Origin of the sequence: Flavobacterium saccharophilum, from assembly GCF_900142735.1 — a bacterium.
In the GTDB taxonomy this organism is placed as follows: domain Bacteria; phylum Bacteroidota; class Bacteroidia; order Flavobacteriales; family Flavobacteriaceae; genus Flavobacterium; species Flavobacterium saccharophilum.
This window is the reverse complement of the sequence record NZ_FRBY01000003.1, coordinates 687,615-707,432: the sequence shown is the minus strand read 5'-3', so window position 1 is coordinate 707,432 and position 19,818 is coordinate 687,615. Positions and strand designations below refer to the sequence as shown.

The 19,818-nt window shown below is 33.8% G+C and carries 17 protein-coding genes; 3 read left to right on the top strand and 14 right to left on the bottom strand.

Annotated elements, in window-relative coordinates:
* Window positions 1–121: 121 nt before the first annotated feature.
* Window positions 122–1,468: an adenylosuccinate lyase gene (purB, locus tag BUA98_RS13060; RefSeq protein WP_072973163.1), complete on the bottom strand. Its 1,347-nt coding sequence runs from the start codon at window positions 1,466–1,468 to the stop codon at window positions 122–124.
* A gap of 80 nt (window positions 1,469–1,548) precedes the next feature.
* On the bottom strand, window positions 1,549–2,238 hold the full coding sequence (locus BUA98_RS13055) for an SIR2 family NAD-dependent protein deacylase (RefSeq protein ID WP_072973161.1): 690 nt from the start codon (window positions 2,236–2,238) through the stop codon (window positions 1,549–1,551).
* Window positions 2,239–2,325: 87 nt separating this feature from the next.
* Here BUA98_RS13055 and BUA98_RS13050 point away from each other — a divergent pair, with 87 nt between their 5' ends.
* Window positions 2,326–2,697, top strand: coding sequence for a hypothetical protein (locus BUA98_RS13050; RefSeq protein ID WP_072973160.1), 372 nt, complete (start codon window positions 2,326–2,328; stop codon window positions 2,695–2,697).
* Window positions 2,698–2,760: 63 nt separating this feature from the next.
* Window positions 2,761–3,423: a TrmH family RNA methyltransferase gene (locus BUA98_RS13045; protein WP_072973158.1), complete on the top strand. Its 663-nt coding sequence runs from the start codon at window positions 2,761–2,763 to the stop codon at window positions 3,421–3,423.
* A gap of 78 nt (window positions 3,424–3,501) precedes the next feature.
* On the opposite strand, the gene BUA98_RS13040 is transcribed toward BUA98_RS13045, so the two are convergent.
* From BUA98_RS13040 to BUA98_RS13010, 7 genes are all read right to left on the bottom strand, one after another.
* Entirely contained in the window at window positions 3,502–5,097 is a 1,596-nt protein-coding gene (locus BUA98_RS13040; protein ID WP_072973156.1) for a PepSY-associated TM helix domain-containing protein, read from the bottom strand.
* Window positions 5,098–5,191: 94 nt separating this feature from the next.
* Complete coding sequence (locus tag BUA98_RS13035; RefSeq protein ID WP_072973154.1) at window positions 5,192–7,351, bottom strand: TonB-dependent receptor; 2,160 nt, start codon at window positions 7,349–7,351, stop codon at window positions 5,192–5,194.
* Window positions 7,352–7,452: 101 nt separating this feature from the next.
* On the bottom strand, window positions 7,453–7,830 hold the full coding sequence (locus tag BUA98_RS13030) for a hypothetical protein (protein WP_244279205.1): 378 nt from the start codon (window positions 7,828–7,830) through the stop codon (window positions 7,453–7,455).
* A 135-nt stretch (window positions 7,831–7,965) separates the two neighbouring features.
* A complete protein-coding gene (gene secA, locus BUA98_RS13025) occupies window positions 7,966–11,307 on the bottom strand; it encodes a preprotein translocase subunit SecA (protein ID WP_072973141.1) in 3,342 nt (1,113 codons plus the stop codon).
* An 89-nt stretch (window positions 11,308–11,396) separates the two neighbouring features.
* The gene (locus BUA98_RS13020) at window positions 11,397–11,618 is read right to left on the bottom strand and encodes a DUF2795 domain-containing protein (RefSeq protein WP_007138072.1); all 222 of its coding nucleotides are present in this window, start codon (window positions 11,616–11,618) and stop codon (window positions 11,397–11,399) included.
* A 239-nt stretch (window positions 11,619–11,857) separates the two neighbouring features.
* Window positions 11,858–12,427, bottom strand: coding sequence for a cob(I)yrinic acid a,c-diamide adenosyltransferase (locus BUA98_RS13015; protein WP_072973140.1), 570 nt, complete (start codon window positions 12,425–12,427; stop codon window positions 11,858–11,860).
* An 83-nt stretch (window positions 12,428–12,510) separates the two neighbouring features.
* Window positions 12,511–13,197 (bottom strand): ABC transporter ATP-binding protein, encoded by a 687-nt coding sequence (locus tag BUA98_RS13010; protein WP_072973138.1) that lies wholly within the window; start codon window positions 13,195–13,197, stop codon window positions 12,511–12,513.
* Window positions 13,198–13,490: 293 nt separating this feature from the next.
* Here BUA98_RS13010 and BUA98_RS13005 point away from each other — a divergent pair, with 293 nt between their 5' ends.
* Window positions 13,491–14,150, top strand: a complete 660-nt coding sequence (locus tag BUA98_RS13005) for a DUF6565 domain-containing protein (protein WP_072973136.1) — start codon at window positions 13,491–13,493, stop codon at window positions 14,148–14,150.
* A gap of 56 nt (window positions 14,151–14,206) precedes the next feature.
* Here BUA98_RS13005 and BUA98_RS13000 read toward each other — a convergent pair whose 3' ends face one another.
* The 5 genes from BUA98_RS13000 to BUA98_RS12980 form a co-directional block, all read right to left on the bottom strand.
* Window positions 14,207–14,986, bottom strand: coding sequence for an O-methyltransferase (locus tag BUA98_RS13000; RefSeq protein WP_072973135.1), 780 nt, complete (start codon window positions 14,984–14,986; stop codon window positions 14,207–14,209).
* A 110-nt stretch (window positions 14,987–15,096) separates the two neighbouring features.
* Entirely contained in the window at window positions 15,097–15,639 is a 543-nt protein-coding gene (locus BUA98_RS12995; protein ID WP_072973133.1) for a hypothetical protein, read from the bottom strand.
* A 251-nt stretch (window positions 15,640–15,890) separates the two neighbouring features.
* Complete coding sequence (locus BUA98_RS12990) at window positions 15,891–16,352, bottom strand: FKBP-type peptidyl-prolyl cis-trans isomerase (protein WP_072973131.1); 462 nt, start codon at window positions 16,350–16,352, stop codon at window positions 15,891–15,893.
* 146 nt (window positions 16,353–16,498) lie between these two features.
* Window positions 16,499–18,361, bottom strand: coding sequence for an ABC-F family ATP-binding cassette domain-containing protein (locus BUA98_RS12985; protein ID WP_072973129.1), 1,863 nt, complete (start codon window positions 18,359–18,361; stop codon window positions 16,499–16,501).
* A 93-nt stretch (window positions 18,362–18,454) separates the two neighbouring features.
* Window positions 18,455–19,420: a hypothetical protein gene (locus BUA98_RS12980; RefSeq protein WP_072973127.1), complete on the bottom strand. Its 966-nt coding sequence runs from the start codon at window positions 19,418–19,420 to the stop codon at window positions 18,455–18,457.
* Between the last annotated feature and the right edge of the window lie 398 nt (window positions 19,421–19,818).

Here is a 19,818-nt window from a genome sequence, read left to right as displayed (position 1 = left end):
ATAGTTTTTTTCACAAAAGGCTTTTCATTGCAATCTGGGCTAGTTTCCAATCGGGTTTATAGGGAATAAAAAAAGCTATCGTTAAAGATAGCTTTTTTTGAGAAAATATTTTAGGTTTTCTTTAGATTCCTGTGAAATTTGCAGGTGTTATCTGCATTAATTCTGCTTTAATAGCATCAGAAACTTCTAAAGTTGCAATAAAATTATGAATCGCTTTTTTGTCAATTGCTTCATTTGTTCTTGTCAAACCTTTCAAAGCTTCGTATGGATTTGGATACGCTTCACGACGTAAAATAGTCTGAATAGCTTCAGCAACAACTGCCCAGTTTTTCTCTAAATCTTCAGCAAATTTTGATTCGTTTAATAACAATTTGTTTAAACCTTTCAACGTAGCTTCAAAGGCAATAATAGTATGTCCGATTGGAACTCCAATATTACGTAAAACAGTACTGTCAGTTAAATCGCGTTGTAATCTTGAAACAGGTAATTTAGCTGCTAAATGTTCAAAAATAGCATTTGCAATTCCTAAATTTCCTTCGGAGTTTTCAAAATCAATTGGGTTAACTTTATGTGGCATTGCAGATGATCCAATTTCACCAGCTTTTATCTTTTGTTTAAAATATTCCATCGATACATACGTCCAGATATCACGGTCCAAATCGATTATGATATTGTTGATTCTTTTTAAAGCATCAAAAAAGGCAGCAAAATGATCGTAATGTTCAATTTGAGTTGTTGGAAAAGAGTGGTGTAAACCAAGATCTGTTTCTACAAATTTATTCCCGAATTGTTTCCAGTCGATTTGTGGATAAGCCACATGATGTGCATTATAGTTTCCTGTTGCACCACCAAATTTAGCCGCAAACGGAATGTTGAACAACAAACGCATTTGCTCTTCTAAACGCTCTACAAAAACCAAAATTTCTTTACCCAAACGAGTAGGAGAAGCTGGTTGTCCGTGCGTACGCGCCAACATCGGAATGTCCTTCCATTCTACGCTTAATTCTTTTAATTTAGAAATTAAAGAAATTAAAGAAGGCATATATACCTGCTCAAAAGCTTCTTTTGTAGAAAGCGGAATCGCAGTGTTGTTAATATCCTGAGATGTTAATCCGAAATGAATGAACTCTTTGTATTGAGATAAACCTAATTTTTCAAAAGCATCTTTGATAAAGTATTCCACCGCTTTTACATCGTGGTTGGTTACTTTTTCAGTTTCTTTAATCCAAAGCGCATCTTCAGTTGAGAATTTTTTATAGATATCTCTTAAACTGTCAAATAAATTTGGGTTTACACCTGAAAGTTGTGGCAATGGCACTTCGCATAAAGCAATAAAGTACTCGATTTCAACCAATACACGGTATTTGATTAAAGCTTCTTCAGAGAAAAAAGGTGCTAATGAAAGGGTTTTGCTTCTATATCTTCCGTCAATTGGCGATATAGCATTCAATTCGTTTAAAGTAGTCATTGTTATGTTGTTTGTTCGAAAGGTGCAAATATAAACAGAATTTGGGGATAAAAAGTCATGAAAAATCGCATTTATGGGTTTTAAAGTGATTTTAATCGATCTCTTAATTCCGCAACTCCTTCCGAAGCAATTTTGGCAATAACTTCTACTTTATTTTGGATATTCGGAATCGCAATTGGCTTTGGATCAATATAGAAAACCGGTGTAATGCTGTAAGTATAGGATATCAGTCCGGCCGCAGGATATACTTGTAATGACGTTCCGATGACAGCAAAATAATCTGCAGTTTCCGTAATTTCGATTGCTTCTTCAAGTGCAGGAACATCTTCGCCAAACCAAACAATATGCGGTCGTAATTGATGTCCGTTTTCATCAAAATCTCCTGTATATAAATCTTCGGTCCAATCGAGAATATGATTTCTATTTTGAACGCTTCTTACTTTTAATAATTCTCCATGCAAATGCAGAACCTTCGTGCTGCCCGCGCGTTCATGCAAATCGTCAACATTTTGTGTGATAATATGAACATCAAAATCCTGTTCTAATTCGGCTAAAATTTTGTGACCCAAATTTGGTTCTACTTCTTTTAGTTGTTGACGTCTTTTATTGTAAAAATCTAAAACTAATTCCTGATTTTTACGCCAGCCTTCTGGAGTTGCCACTTCCATTACATCATGACCTTCCCATAAACCATCGCTGTCACGAAATGTTTTGATACCGCTTTCAGCACTGATTCCGGCTCCGGTTAAAACAACTAATTTCTTTTTCATTTTTTAAAATTTAATTCTTTACGGAATATCCAGCAAAATTTATTGAAATGGTAAATTGATGACATAGTTTTTTCTTACTTTTATCAAATGAAAAAGCTGTTTTTATTAATGCTGTTTTTAGTTAGCACGATTCTTTTTGCTCAAACCAAAAATAAAAAATTATTTTGTGCTGATAGTACAATAACTTCTTTTTCATTTGTTAAAGTAGTACCATCTTCCATTAGTGACTATAAAAAGCTCCTCAATTCAGTAGAAGCATATTCGATTTATAATCCAAAACCTGGATTTGAGCCAACGAAGATAAAATTGCGAGACTATTATTCTTTGACCAATACCAATAAATTGTTAAAAAGAGAAATGAGTAATATAGAACCAGCGCCAATTTTTCCAGATCAGGAGAGACAGAAATCATTTGGACAAGCTATTTTTGAAGGTGTTGTAAATTCTATTTTGGATTAAAAATGAAAATAAAGCAATAAATACATTTCTTTAAAATGTATTTTTGCGGGAAATTATATTAAAATGATTGATTTAGATTACCTCGCTTTTCTTGAAAATATATTAACAGACAATCGCAAAGAAAGATTTCTAAATGTATTGGGAAATCGTACAAAGCATTTCACAATCGTGGTCGAAGACGTTTTTCAGATGCATAATACAAGTGCCGTAATGCGCAGTTGTGAAGTTTTCGGAATTCAGGAATTGAATGTTATCGAACAGCGTTATGGGAAAAAAATCGATAAAGAAATCGCAATGGGTGCCCAAAAATGGGTTGATATTAATCAGTTTGATTCCATTACAACCTGCGTTTCTACTTTAAAAAATCAAGGTTATCAAATTATTGCTACTACACCTCACGAAAATGATTGTTTGTTGGAAGATTTCGATATCACAAAACCAAGTGCCTTATTTTTCGGAACAGAAAGAGACGGATTATCAGAAGAGATTCTACAAAAAGCAGATGGTTTTCTTAAAATCCCGATGGTTGGTTTTACAGAGAGTTTGAATATTTCAGTTTCAGCTGCGATCATCATTCAAAACTTAACCAACAGATTAAGAAATTCAGATATCAAATGGCAATTGTCAGAAGAGGAAATTCTGGAGAAACGTTTGGCCTGGGCTAAAAGTTCAATTAAAGATATTAAACGAATTGAAGCTCGCTATTACGAAGAAAATTCAAAATAAGATACTAAGCGGCTAAGTTACTAAGTTGCTAAGAAAAAAACTTAGAACCTTAGCAACTTAGAACCTCAGTACCTTTTTTTACTTCCTCAAAAACAAAATAAAACCCAAAACACTAACAATCAAAATGGTCAAAGCCGCCAGAACCATTGTTAGATCCCGAATGTTTTTTCCTGCCCAATCCATAAATAAAAATTTGTGGAGGATAGCAAACGAATAACCTTCGATCCTATCAGAGCTTTTAATTTTAGCTGCTAATCTTGAAGTTGCCGTTTCAATGAAATAAGTTGTTTTTTCCGGAGTGTCATACGCCAATTTAACAACTGGCAATCTTTTATTTACAAAGCCGTATTCTCTGCTTTCAAAATCCGTCAGAACTTTAGATTCTAAAAGTTTTGTATTTTCTAATGAAGATTCCGGTTCGTCTGAACTTTCTACCATTTCACAACAAGCAGCTTTTGGAGCTCCATCTGTAAAATAATACGCCAAAAACTCGGCATAATGAATGTCCATATTTGGAACAATTTTATTCGTTGTAGCGTTGATATAAACTACTTCCGATTTTTTATCGTCTTTTTTATTCCATTTCGAATTAGAATCGGCTTTTGGTTTTTTGAATTTTTCTTTTTCTAATAATTGACAACGGAAATAGGTTGTGTCGTTTAAAGTAATAATACTTGCATTTTGGAAACGACTCCAGTCTAAATTCAAAGTGTTACTAGCTAAAGGAATTTCTTTGGTTTCAAAAGTTGGTTCGTAAACCATTTGCGATAAAGTATACGGAGCCCACTTTGTAGTAGCGTGATAAGCACCGCTAAAAGCAAAAGTTAAAGTGAAAAGCGAAACCCAGATCCCAATTTGGCGGTGATATTTTCTAAGTCCTTTTTTGGGTTGTAAACTATCTGTCTTTTTGAATTGTTTCCACAATAAACCATAAATTAAAATTCCGCTCAAAGCAGAAAATCCAATTATAGAAAGCAAGAAAATCATTGTGATAATTCGGATGCTGTTGTTTGAAATAGCATCTACAAAAGACCAGTTATGAAAAGTATCGAAAAACCAAATAAACCATTGTCTTGACGTTGGATTATAAGTAGCCAGTTTACTGGAAGAAGTTTCTACATAAACTTCCATAGTATCAGGACGATCAAAACTCAGTTTATAAACTGGTAAATAACGGTTTACATATTTATATTGTGAAGTGAATTCAGTCACAACTTCGCTTTTTGTTACAGTACTTTTTTGATCATCTAAAAAATAACGGGAAAGCCATTCAGCATATTTTTGATCTCCGTTTTCGAGTTTTTTTGCATTTGAAGTATCAAAATACAATAGAGCACCAGAAATCGTTTTTACCTGATAATAAGTACTATTATTAAAGGAAACAATCCTGAAATTCTTGAATTCGTTAATGTTGTTTTTTTGTAAAACTTCCTGAATCGAAAAATGCAGTTGATTTTTATCAATAATTTGCGGCTCCAGTTTATCATGGGCAATCTCCGGTTTGAAAAAATGCGCCATAAACGGGTGCATCAAACCAGACAATGTCCAGAAAATTACAGGAATAATGGTAATCAAGCCAATGGTACGATGCCATTTGTAAATATGCTGCTTGATTTTCTTGACAAGCTTAGAATCTTTCTTTTTAGACTTTTTCTCTTTTATTTCTTTACTCATTTGTTCCGTTTTAGCCCCGATAGAGCCGATATCCTTTTTATGGCTTTTTCTGCCATAAAAAGATAAAGGCGAAAGCGGGATTAGCTTCTAATAATTATTTTTTTAATGATAAATTGTACTGAATTCCGAAAACAAAAGTCCTTGGCGCCGCTGCTGTGTAGGTTGGCTGAGCGTTTGTTGTATTGGCTCTTGTAACGTTATAAGCATACAATTTGTCCGTTAAATTAAGTACGTTTCCATAAATTTCAATTCCTTTCCATTGATAACCAATTCGGGCATTGAATATGTTGTAACCATCGTATTTCACCGTATTGATCTGATCCTGGTAGTAACTTCCGACAAGTTGCCATTCGATCGACGTTCTTAAATTTGGAAGCCAGTTTGGATAATAACTTAACTCCGAATTTCCAGACCATTTTGGAGCTGAAGGCATTTCTTTGCCATTTAGGTTCTGAACCGGATCAGAGGGTTTGTCTGAAAGCTTAAAGTCGATATAGGTGTGTTGCGCATAAGTTCCGCCAAGACGAAAGTTGATTTGTTTTGAAGGTCTGTATGACATTCCAAATTCAACTCCTTTATGACGTGTCTCTCCAGCCGAACGATAATCAGTTGAATTATCTGCAAGTTTGATATTTAAAAGCTCATTTTTTCCTTCCATATAATACAAGGCGTAATCAAAATTTAATTTATTTTGAAGGAAAGAAAGCCACCCGCCAACTTCGTAATTGTTGAAAGTAGCAGGTTCTAAATTATAATAGAAATCAGCAGGAACACCAGTTGTTCCGCCAGTACCTGGTTTTGTTCTGAAAATAGAAGTAATTCCCGGAGGTGCAAATCCCTGAGAATAATTGCCATAGAAACCAGCAAATTCAAACGGATTATAGTTTGCTCCGGCCTTAAAAGTCATTTTGTCATAAACTTTACTTCCTGTCGAATTATCCAATGCGTTATCATAATTCACTTTCATGTTGTCATAACGGCCGCCAACAGTAACAACTAGTTTTTCTATCGGATTAAAACTTACTTGCGCATAACCAGCTGTGTTGAAAATATCAGCGCTATAATCGGCTAATTTAGAATCTGGATGTTCTGCAATAATTTCATAAGAATCTACGGTTTGTTTCCCAGGTTCTCCCGGATTTAAGTTCGCTTTCAAATCAATTACATAAGACCAATAGGTAACAGGAGAATAATCGTATAAGGCTCCGGCAACAATTTTAGTATTTAAGAAGTCGAATTTTTGAGTATGCTGGCCGATAGCACCATAACTTTTGAAGTTATTCGAATTTACTTCGCCTTTAGCCGTTGTTGGATTTACAGTTGGACTCCATTTAATCCCGTACGATGGATTTTGTCCTAATTTATTATCACGTAAATAAGCCGTAATATAACTGCTTGAATTATCGTTCCAATCGTGTTCTAATGTTAAACGAGTTCTTAAAGCATCCGATTTTCTGTAGGTAAAATCCGTTGTGCTTTTGTAAGTTCTGTTATTAAATGCCTCTTCGTTTACACTTCCACTCATATCAGAATAATATTTTCCATACATGGTATTACTAATCAATCGGGTAGAAGGAGAAATAGTATAGTCGATTCTTGCATTCAGATTGTCTTTGTTGTAATCAGAATACGTCATCCAGCCATTTTCCTGTAAGCTTGAAATTCCGGCAATATGAAAACCAACTTTTCCAATCGTTGCGCCACCGGCGGCCTGAAATCTTCTGTAACCATAATTATCAGCCTGAACGCCAAATTTAAATTCAGGATCAACAGGTGGTTTTACTGAAATTAAATTAATAGTTCCGCCAACTGCTTCCGGTCCATATAAAGAAGAAACTGGCCCTTTTACCACTTCAATACTTTGTAAATTGTATTGATTGATTTCGAGTAAAGCATTGTGATTGAAGATTCCCATCGGGCGAATTGGTAAGCCATCTTCCAAATACAAATAATAGGCGTTGGTTGTCATTGGCTGGCGAATCGACATCATATGCTGTTCGTTTCCTAAATTAACCATTAAAACTCCTGGTGTTTTATTGATGATTTCGTAGACTGCTGTTGCTTTGGTTTCGTTGATCGTTTTTGCTGTTATTTTACTAATAGCAACGGGAGTTTCCTTTCGAATAGTTGCAGTACGATTGGCAGTTATAAAAACGTTTTCTAATTCTTGAGATTTTGTTGTGTCCTGCTTAACTTCATTCTGAGCAAAGACACATTGCCCTATGATGAGTAGGGTAAAGTATATTTTTTTCATTTTAAATTATATAAATTTTAAAAAGTAACATGTCTTTTTCCCTGACATAAAGCCAAGAAAAAAATCTTCTCAATTTTGAAATTGAAAAGCGCAGCTAAAATTTATATAAAATAGGATGGAGGGTGGAAAGTGCTATTTGAAACCGAAATTGGTTTTTTATCAAAAGAAGCAAAAAGCTTTGCTTTGGATTCAATAGGAGTTACTAATTTAAAATTAGCAGTTGCTGTGTTTTGAATGTAAACTACTTCTGCTTTTTCTTTCAGATTGTTTTGCATTCTTTTTTCGTTGTCAGCGTATTTTTTTAAACTTTTTTGAAGTTCGCATCGACCATTACAGGAATTAAAAACCATTTTTCGTTGTACGCAGATGGTTTTTGAAATTTCTTCCTGATTTAATTTAAATGAGGTGTAAACAAAGAAACTACCAAATGATGGTAGCAAAAGCATGCAGGAAAGAAATATAATTAAAATTCGCTTCAAAGCTTTGTTTGTTGTTTACGCTGGCAAAAATACAGTTTATTCGTTTTAGAAAGAATAAATATTAGATTTTTTGCAAAAAAAAATCCCCAATTACTTTTGTAATTGGGGATTGAAAATGTATTTGTTTAAAATTTATTATTTAACAAGAACCCATTCGCCATTAGCGATTAAAGATTCTGCTTTTTTAAATTTCATTGTTTCAGTTTTGCCTGTTGCAACTTCCTGAACTGTTACAGTATCATTACGGTTGATTTTCGGCATATCTCTCACAATCGTTTCAGTAACCTGACGTTGCTGTGTTTCTCCAGCTTCGCGGTTAATGTCTTCGCTACTTGGAATTTCATCTTTGCTTAATTTGAAGTTTTCTTTCTGACGAACTTCTCTTGCTTCGTGAATTTCAGGAACGTTTTGAGCTGGTAAATCACCTTTGAATAAGAATGAAATAACTTCTTTATTAACGTTGTCCAACATTCCTCTAAACAAGTTGAAAGCTTCTAATTTGTAGATAAGTAATGGATCTTTTTGTTCGTGAACAGCCAATTGAACAGATTGTTTCAATTCGTCCATTTTACGTAAATGTTTTTTCCATGCCTCATCAACAATAGAAAGTGTGATGTTTTTCTCAAAATCAGCAATTAACTGAGCACCTTCGCTATCGTAAGCTTTTTTCAAGTCAGTTACCACATTCAAAGTTTTGATTCCGTCAGTAAATGGCACTACGATACGCTCAAAATGATTGTTTGGCTCTTCGTAAACTCCTTTAATAATTGGGAAAGCTTCTCTTGCGCTTCTTTCTGTTTTCTCTGTATAGAATGCTAAAGTCTCTTTGTATATTTTTCCTGTGATTTCAATATCAGTTAATTTCTGGAAATCAGCTTCTGAGATTGGAGAAGTGATAGAGAAATAACGGATTAAATCGAATTCGAAATTTTTGAAATCGTTAGCTGGTTTTGTCTGACTTACGATTAATTCGCAAGTATCATAAAGCATGTTGGCGATATCTAGTTTCAAACGCTCACCAAATAACGCGTGACGACGGCGTTTGTAAACTACTTCACGTTGTGAGTTCATAACGTCATCATATTCTAATAAACGTTTACGAACACCAAAGTTGTTTTCTTCTACTTTTTTCTGAGCACGCTCGATAGATTTAGTCATCATAGAATGCTGAATAACTTCACCTTCCTGTAATCCCATTCTATCCATTACTTTGGCTACTCTTTCAGAACCAAATAAACGCATTAAGTTATCTTCAAGAGAAACATAGAATTGAGAACTTCCCGGATCTCCTTGACGTCCTGCACGACCACGTAACTGTCTGTCAACACGACGAGAATCATGACGCTCTGTACCAACGATTGCTAAACCTCCGGCAGCCTTAACTTCTGGAGATAATTTAATATCGGTACCACGACCAGCCATGTTTGTTGCAATTGTCACAACTCCGGCTTTACCTGCTTCTTCTACAATTTGAGCCTCTTGTTTGTGCATTTTAGCATTCAAAACGTTATGCGTAACGCCTCTCATTTTCAACATACGGCTTAATAATTCTGAAATCTCAACAGAAGTTGTTCCAATTAATACTGGTCTTCCTGCATTTGATAATTCAGTAACATCTTCAATTACAGCGTTGAATTTCTCACGTGTCGTTTTGTAGATGTAATCTTCTTTGTCTTGTCTTGAAATCGGACGGTTGGTTGGAATTTCAACAACATCCAATTTATAAATCTGCCATAACTCTCCAGCTTCTGTAACCGCTGTACCCGTCATACCACCTAATTTGCTGTACATTCTGAAATAATTCTGTAATGTAACAGTTGCAAAAGTTTGTGTAGCGGCTTCGATTTTTACATTTTCTTTCGCTTCAATCGCCTGGTGTAATCCGTCAGAATAACGACGACCATCCATGATACGACCAGTTTGCTCATCGACAATCATAATTTTGTTGTCCATGATCACATACTCTACATCTTTTTCGAATAAGGCGTATGCTTTTAAAAGCTGAGTCAGCGTGTGAATACGCTCACTTTTTACTCCAAAATCCTGGAATAATCTTTCTTTAGCTTCTGCTTCAGCATCTTTATCTAGTTTTTGTTTTTCAATCGCAGCAATTTCAGTTCCAATATCTGGTAAAACGAAGAAATCGGAATCAGTATCTCCAGAAAGGTATTTAATACCATTATCAGTCAATTCAACCTGATTGTTTTTCTCTTCAATCACAAAATACAAAGCTTCATCCACTTTATGCATTTCGCGATTGTTATCCTGCATGTATTGATTCTCCGTTTTCTGAAGCAATTGTTTAACTCCTTCTTCACTTAAAAATTTAATTAATGCTTTGTTTTTAGGTAAACTTCTGTAAGCTCTCAATAATAAGAAACCGCCTTCTTTAGTGTTTCCCTCTTTGATTAATTTTTTAGCTTCCGCTAAGAAACCATTTGCTAACTGACGTTGTTGAGCAACTAAGTTTTCGATTTTTGGTTTCAATTCATTAAACTCATGACGATCTCCTTGAGGAACTGGCCCTGAAATAATAAGTGGTGTTCTTGCATCATCAATCAATACAGAATCGACCTCATCGACAATAGCGTAATTGTGTTTTCTTTGAACCAAATCATTTGGCGAATGTGCCATGTTATCTCTTAAATAGTCAAAACCAAATTCGTTGTTGGTTCCGTAAGTGATGTCAGCGTCGTATGCTTTTTTTCTTTGTTCTGTACTTGGCTGGTGATTATCAATACAATCAACAGTTAAACCGTGAAATTCGAATAAAGGCGCTTTCCATGTACTATCACGTTTTGCCAAGTAATCATTCACCGTTACTAAGTGAACTCCGTTTCCAGTTAAAGCATTTAAGTAAAGTGGGAGAGTAGCCACTAAAGTTTTACCTTCTCCTGTTTGCATTTCGGCAACTTTACCTTCGTGAAGTACCATACCACCAATTAACTGAACATCATAATGAATCATGTCCCAGGTAATTTCTTTACCAGCAGCATTCCATTTATTAGCCCATGTAGCTTTTTCACCTTCTATAGTAACATATGTTTTTGTAGCTGAAAATTCGCGGTCTTTTGGAGTTGCAGTCACTTCAATAAATGAATTGTCTTTAAAACGACGCGCCGTTTCTTTAACTACAGAGAATGCTTCAGGAAGAATTTCCAATAAAGTTTTCTCTGAAATTTCGTAAGCTTCTTTTTCAAGAGCATCAATTGCATCATAAAGATCTTCTCTTTTATCGATGTCTTCGATGTTTTCTACTTCCGCTTTAAGCGTAGCAATTTTAGCATCTTTGTCAGCTCTGGCTTCTTTTATTTTTTCTTTAAAATATGCGGTTCTGGCTCTCAATTCGTCGTGAGACAAACTCATTAAGCTGGTTTCGAATGTTTTAATTTTGTTTAAATAAGGTTGTAAAGCTTTGACATCTTTCTGTGATTTATCACCTACAAAGACTTTTATAATACTGTTTATGAAACTCATGATTTGTTATATTTCTATTATATGTAAATGTTGTATTTAGAACCAAAAAAAAAGCCTCTGTGATGAGACTTTTTCCTTTGGTTTATTTTTTAATATTCATCCTCATTCCAAAGATAATCTTCGTCTGTTGGATAATCAGGCCAAATTTCTTCCATTGATTCATATATCTCGCCTTCGTCTTCGATTGATTGAAGGTTTTCTACTACTTCTAATGGAGCACCAGCTCTAATAGCGTAGTCAATAAGTTCGTCTTTGTTAGCAGGCCATGGCGCATCACTTAAATAAGATGCTAATTCTAATGTCCAATACATCTGTTATCTGTTTAGTTTGTGCAAAAATAAATTTTTTACTGAAAAAGACAAGTAAATTTTGATTTATTTTAATAAAATTTAAGAACGTCCTCTTGAAATGCCAAAAAATAAATTCCAAATCCCATTAAAAGGAATCTAAAATTGCCAATATTTGAAAATTTCTATATTATTTAAATTCGCAGAATTTTTAATTTTTCCTTGGAATTTGGGATTTCAAAAAATTGGAATTTAAAGAAGTTTTACTTCCTCGGAATCCATTTCACTTCCTCCGCTTTTAAGTCTGAGGACAACTTCCGTGCCAAGACAAAAAGGTAGTCAGAAAGTCGGTTTAAGTACATGATTGCGATTTCAGGAACGTGTTCATTATGACTTAAATGCACTGCCAAACGCTCCGCGCGACGACATACACAACGTGCAATATGACAATATGACACGGTTTGGTGGCCTCCCGGTAAAACGAAATGCGTCATTGGCGGAAGGCTTTCTTCCATTTTATCTATTTCATTCTCTAATAATTCAATATCAGTATCAATGATGCCTAGATTTTTCAATCGAAGCTCGCCGTTTTTTAAAATTTCTTTTTCTTGTGGCGTTGCTAAAATTGCACCTACAGTAAAAAGACGATCCTGAATTTCAATTAAAATAGTTTTGTAATGTGAATCCATTTCCTGATCACGAATTAATCCTATATGAGAATTCAGTTCGTCAACAGTTCCGTAACTGTCAATACGAATATGATCTTTAGGAACGCGCGTGCCTCCAAAGAGCGCTGTTGTTCCTTTATCTCCGGTTTTTGTATATACTTTCATTTTTTTCTGAGTTGCTAAGGTTCTGAGATGCTAAGACTCTAAGTTTCCTTGCCATTTAAGGATTAACCAAATAAATGGTTAAACTATTTAGTCGTGTCGCTTTCGATTAAACCATCTCTTAAACGAATTACGCGATGTGCGTAAGCAGCAATGTCTTCTTCGTGTGTTACCAGAATGACAGTATTTCCTTGTGCGTGAATGTCTCCAAAGAGCTTCATGATTTCTACAGAAGTTTTACTATCTAGGTTTCCGGTTGGTTCATCGGCTAAAATGATCGAAGGTTTGTTAACCAAAGCGCGGGCAATGGCAACACGCTGACGTTGACCTCCTGACAGCTGATTGGGTTGGTGATCCATTCTGTCAGCAAGATTTACCTGTGTTAAAACTTCTTTAGCACGTTCATTTCGGTCAGATTTAGAATATCCTGCATAAATCATTGGTAACGCAACATTATCTAAAGCGGTAGTTCTTGGCAAAAGATTGAAAGTTTGAAATACAAAACCAATTTCTTTATTTCGAATTCCTGCCAATTCATCATCTTTCATTTGGCTGACATCTTTTCCATTTAAAACATAGTTTCCGGAAGTTGGTGTATCCAGACAGCCTAGCAAATTCATTAGAGTCGATTTTCCGGATCCTGATGGCCCCATTAGAGCCACATATTCTCCTTTATTGATTTGTAAATCTATTCCTTTTAAGACATAAACGATTTCATTACCGAGTACAAAATTTCGTTTAATGTCAGTTATTTTAATTAATGGATTTGCCATTTCGGTTTACAATTTTGGTTTTAAAAGTACAAAACACTTTTCAATAAACGATAAGTAGTGTGAAATTGATTTTTGTTACAAAAAACATCTTTTGGTTTACAGGCCTATTAAATGATGAACATAATTTTTTGAATTAATTATATTTTTTTTGATTTATTTTATAAAATTATCATTATTCTATGAGTTTTACATGTTTAATATCTTTTTAATATTAAAAACATGGTAATGATGTAATTTTTGATATTAGGTTATTAGATACATTTGTTAATGTATTAATTAAACAATCAATAATTATGAAAAACATACAATTATTATCAGGAATTGCATTAATTGCATTGAGTTTTACATCGTGTAAAGACGAAAAACAAGAAAAAGCTCAAAAAACAATTGACGCTTATGTAGCTTACGTTGACTCAGTAAAAAATGTCAAAGCTGATGATTTGAAAGCAGATTGGAAAGATGTTGAAGCTGAATATGACAGAAGAGCTGAAAATGCACAACTGGCACTTGCTGACATTAAAGATAACGCTGCTGAAACCGAAAGGATAAATGCAAGTAAAACAAAGTACGAGGAATTTAAAAATGAAATGACCACCGTTTTTGCCCCACCTGCTCCAAGTCCGAAACAACAATTGCGTAACGCTTTGTTTGGTGAAGGAAAAATTGGAGACGACATGAGTTTTTCTTGGGTAAATGCCCAAAATATTCATAGTGTTTACCAACAATTTGTTCATACAGTTGAGGATAATAAAGATAGTTATTCTCGTGAAGACTGGGATGAAATTAAAGTATTGTATGAAGCACTTGACAGCCGAAAAAATACGGTTGAAAAAGAAGGTTTAAGCTCTGAAGACAATAGAAAAATTGCAGGTTTAAAAGTGAAATTTGCTCCAATGTATACTGTAAACAGAATGGGAGCTAAATCTGAAGAAAATAGAGAAGCTAAAAAATAAAATTTAAATAAATTGAATTAGTACTAAAAATGGCAATCAGAAATGATTGCCATTTTTTATGCTCTAATCACAAAATGTTCTTTTTTCTGTTCGTATCTAAAAAAGACAAATCCCCATTGAAAAGTATCAATGGTAACGGTCACTTTTGGATGATTTTTAATGATTTCCCAGGCATCTTCCATTTCTTGCGACCAATGTATATCATCAAAAATCCAAACGGAATCATTGTTAATAGTTGGTAATAACAGATCAAAATAGGCTAGAGTTGCCTTCTTAGAATGATTACCGTCAAAATATATTAGATTATAGATTGTTGATTGTAGATTTTCAGAAATTAGAAAAGACTCAAATTCTGAAATTACATTTTCAACATTATTACAATCAAATTGATGTAGTTGATTTTGGGCAACATTTGCAGTTTGCGGACAACCTTCTAATGTAATTACATTTGCATTGGTATTACCCAAAGCCAGGGCAGAAGTCGCTAAACCTAATGAAGTTCCTATTTCCAGAATAGTTGCAGGTTGAAAATAATTGGTAACTCTAAATAATAATTCTGCCCGTTTTGGAGAAATTCCTGCAGTTGATGCAATCTTCGAAATTTGTCTTCTGTTTGATTTAAAAACCTTTGAACCGGCACCAAAATCGGTTACTTCAATAAAATTTTTATTTTGCAATAATGATTTTCGATAGTTTTTTAAAATTGCATACTCAGGCTTTGACTTCTTGTCATAAAAACATTTTGTCAATAAATTAAAAACAAATGGTGAATGTACTCCATGTTCGTTTTTGGAGTTCCAAAGAAATTTTAAATAGGCTTTAATTTGAAATAGCATAATCTTATTTGCAAGAGGGCACGAAGATACGAATCAGAAATTAAAATAATTTAATGAAAAAAGCCTAATCTAAATAAAGATTAGGCTTTTGTATAATAAAATTTAAATACTTATCTGTATACGTTTACACCATTATTTGCTTCCCATTGCTGTTTAAAATATTCAGCATCCTCGTTATTACGTGGATGAACGCCTAATACCACATGGCCGTCTTTAATTCCATCTTCATAAATTTTTGCTCTGTCTTCAGGAATTCCTGATCCTACTAAGGCACCAATTACACCTCCTGCAATTCCTCCTGCACCAGCACCCGCTAATCCTGCTGCCAATGGACCGGCAACAATTAATCCTAAACCAGGAATAACAGGACTAGTTCCTAATGCAGCAACAACTCCCGCAATTGCTCCAATTGTTCCTCCAATTGCAGAACCTGTTCCGGCACCTTCAGCTGCTTTTGTTCCTAGTTCAGAATGATCATCCTTGTCTGAATAATGTTTTTTTCTGGTTTCGTCAGACATGATAAGGTTTATTTCATCCTTAGTATATCCTCTTTCACTTAAATTAGCATACGCTCTTTCTATGCTGTCACGATCTGAAAACATTCCTGTTAAAACTTCACGTTTTGTTCCGTCGGGATTATGTAAATTTTCCATTTTTATATAGTTTTAGTTTGTGAATTTATTTTCACTTAAACAAAGCTCGGAAAACAGAAATAATATTATTTACACAATTTTTTCAAATCATTACATAATGAAATTCAGACTTTTGTAAAATAGAGGGTGCTTATATAGTATTACTTTAATTTAAAGAAAAGAATAGTGAGTTGAGGATAACAAAAAAAAAGGCCACAATAAAAATATGTTTTATTGTGGCCTTTTATAATGAAAAATAAGATTTTGTCTTACTAATTTACTGAAATCAATTTCACATCAAAAATAAGAACAGATCCTCCGGGAATACCTCTGTCGTCAAAAGGGCCATAACCTAAATGGGAAGGAACAAGTAGAGACCCGCTTCCGCCCGTTTTAAAATAGGGAATTCCTTCTCTCCAGCCTTGAATTACCTGATTTAAACCAAAAGACACTCCTTCTGCTTTACTTTGATCAAAAATAGTTCCATTAGAATAGTAACCTTTGTAAGCCACTGTTACATTAGAGCTTGCAGTTGGTTGAGCTCCTTCTCCGGGCTCGTTGATGATATAATACAAACCAGAATCAGTTCTTTGAGCTGTTAGTTTATTTTTGGCAATATAATCAACTATTTCTTTTTCGTTTTCAACAGTGTAATCTGTTTTTTTAGGTTCGTCGTTAGAATTGCAAGAGATAAAAAGGGTTAATGCAAGTAATGATGTTACGATGTATTTCATGATATTTTAATAATGTATTTTTTAATAGGTTAATATAATAAAATGTATTTTTTGTTTCGCAGAGATTCACAAAGAAAAAACAAAGATTCACAAAAAAAAAATTAGTGTAACTCTGCGTTTTCTTTGTGAATCTCTGTGTAATAATTCTATCCTTCAATTTTAGCAGAAAGCTCAAACCAGCGTTCTTCTTTCTGGTCTATTTTATTAATGATATTTTGTAGTTCATTTGCTTTTTTCTCGATATCAGCATCAGCAACCTTTCCGTCAGAAAATAACTGTTCGATTTTAGTTTTATCAATTTCCAGATCCTTAATTTCTCGTTCAAGTTTTTGATATTCTTTTTGTTCGTTGAAAGTTAAGTTCCCAGTCGGGTTATTTTGTTTCCAATCTTTCTTTTCGGCCTTGTTTTCTTCTTTTTGAGCAACATCAGCACTATCTTCATAAGCTCTAAAATCAGAATAATTTCCAGGGAAACTTTCAATTTCACCTTTTCCTCTAAAGATAAATAAGTGATCTACAATTTTATCCATGAAATAACGGTCGTGCGAAACAACAAGTAAACATCCTGGATAATCCAAAAGAAAACTTTCCAGAACATTAAGCGTTACAATATCCAAATCGTTTGTAGGCTCATCCAGAATTAAGAAGTTCGGATTCTGAATCAAAACGGTACATAAATACAAACGTTTCAATTCTCCACCGCTTAATTTTTCGACAAAATCATATTGTTTTTTAGCATCGAAAAGAAAACGTTCCAATAATTGTGAAGCCGAAATCATTCTGCCTTTTGCGAGCGGAATAAATTCTCCGTATTCTTTTATAATATCAATGACGCGCTGATTTGGTTTCGGATTGATTCCGCTTTGCGTATAATAGCCCACTTTTATCGTTTCACCTTTTACAACACGTCCACTGTCAAGCGGAATTGTTCCTGTAAGAAGATTTAAAAAAGTCGATTTTCCGGTTCCGTTTTTACCAATAATTCCGATACGTTCTCCACGTTGAAAATCGAAACTAAAGTTGTCCAGAATAACATGATCCTTGAATTTTTTTGAAATTTTGTGAAGCTCGATAATCTTGCTTCCCATACGTTCCATATTAATTTCAAGCTCTACTTTGTTTTCAAGACGACGACTTTGTGCTTTTTCCTTAATCAAATAAAAATCATCCTGACGCGATTTAGACTTTGTAGTTCTCGCTTTTGGCTGACGGCGCATCCATTCTAATTCTTTTACGAATAAGTTTTTGGCTTTGTCAACACTGGCATTTTCAGAAGTAATTCTCTCCTCTTTTTTCTCTAAATAATAAGAGTAATTTCCTTTGTACTGGTATAGTTTTCCGTTGTCTAATTCGATAATTTCATTACAAACACGCTCCAAAAAGAAACGGTCGTGCGTAACCATAAACAACGTGATGTTTTCTTTGGCAAAATAACTTTCCAGCCATTCGATCATTTCAAGATCCAGGTGATTCGTTGGCTCATCCAAAATCAATAAATCCGGGCGGTTGATTAAGATAATAGCCAATGAAAGACGTTTTTTTTGTCCACCCGAAAGATTTTTTACTTTAAGTTTAAAATCTTCCAGTTTCAATTTGAATAAAATCTGTTTGTATTGCGTTTCAAAATCCCACGCGTTGTGCTGATCCATTCCGTCAAAGGCTTTTTGGTAAGCTTCTTCATCGTCTGGGTTTTCAAGTGCTTTTTCGTAGGCTTCGATTACTTTTAAAGTTTCATTGTCTGAAGCAAAAATACTTTCTTCAATAGTTAACTCTTCCTGTAGATTATTATCCTGAGAAAGAAAAGCCATACGGATTCCTTTTCTCAAAACAACCTGACCTGTATCGGGCTCATCCAGACCATTAATAATACTCATAATGGTGGTTTTTCCCGAACCGTTTTTAGCGATAAAAGCGATTTTTTGGTCTTTATTGATTCCGAATGAGATGTTGTCAAAAAGCGTTCTTTCGCCAAAAGACTTCGATATATTTTCTACAGATAAGTAATTCACTTTATGAAATATGAGTTATAAATTATAAGTTATGAAGGTTTTACAAAACACAACTTTTTTGCAAAAGTAAGCTATTATATTGCTATTTGCGAATTATTTATGGAGATAGGAATTCAGAATCGGACTTAAATCAAAATAATGGATTTGTTGATGAACATTCAAAACAGGTTTTCGAACCAAAGCTTCATTAGTTAAATAATAATGCAAACCATCAGTGGTACTAATTCCTTCTATTTGATGAAAAGAAAGACCAATGTTAATTCTTCGTTTATTTCCGGACAAAAAAGCATGATCTTTAAAATCGTACAATAAATATAAAAATGGCTTTCCGAGTTTAGAGTAGCCACAAAGCACAATTAGCTTTTTTTCTTCTAAATAAGTTGCACCGGTTACCAGACCTTTTGTATCGAGGGTTTCCTTAAATTGTGCAATATGATTTCCGGATTGATTCGGTAAAACATAAATATTGGTTTTGGATGATTTCCATTGCTTGGTAAATAAGTAAATACTGTCTTTAGAAACGATAAAAGCTTCACAGTCAAAATCGTTAGTGTTTGTTTTTTTTGGAGATAAATCAGTCTGATCAATATATTTAAAAGCAATAGTTTCAATAATGGGATTTCCTTCTAAAAATGATTTTTTCTCTATTTTAAGAATGTTTAAATCAGTTCTGTTTCCTGAAGCATTATTTCCAAAATCGCCGATGTACAAATAAGAACTGTCCTGTGCGATTTCTTCCCAATCGTGATTTATTACTTTATGGAGAACGATTTTCTTTTTAATTATTCCTAGGGAATCTAATCCGTAAATCGTTTTGTCATGATCGTCATTGTGTGTCCATAGAAAGTTGTCAAAATGTATAAGCCCTGAGGTTTCTTTGATGGAATCGCTTAAACGAATTGAATGTTGAGGTTTTAAATTCAAAGAAATATATTGACAATTTCCATTATTTATAGTTGCGTTAGGATTGTAGTTTTTCGATAGAGGGTCTGTACAACCAGAGATTTGGGCTTGTAAGGGGTTAAGAGTCAGAAAGAAAAAGAAAAGGAGTTTTTCCATGTGTATTTTTGACTTGTTTATTGAATTTCAAAAGTAAGTTAAAAAGAAAAAATAAAGGCAATTTAAGAATTAAAGCTGCGTTTATCTTTATTCAAAATTTGTTTAACAAAATATTTCACTTTTTTTTGACGCACGATTTTAATTAGTAAATTATCACGTTTTAAAAGCATAAAAATAAGACATTTCTTGTTTTTGGATTTTTTGCATATATTTTAAGCTATTATTTTTGCAAAAATATAGATGAATTCTTTCAGGAGGACTCGTATCTGTTTGATTTTGAGTTTTATAGTGTATCTAGTTAATTTTGAAATAATTAGTTCCTAAAATTGTCTTAAAAGTCTAAAAATTGTCAATATATTTGCACCCAAATTGAATTTTTCTGATTTCTGGTAATGGGA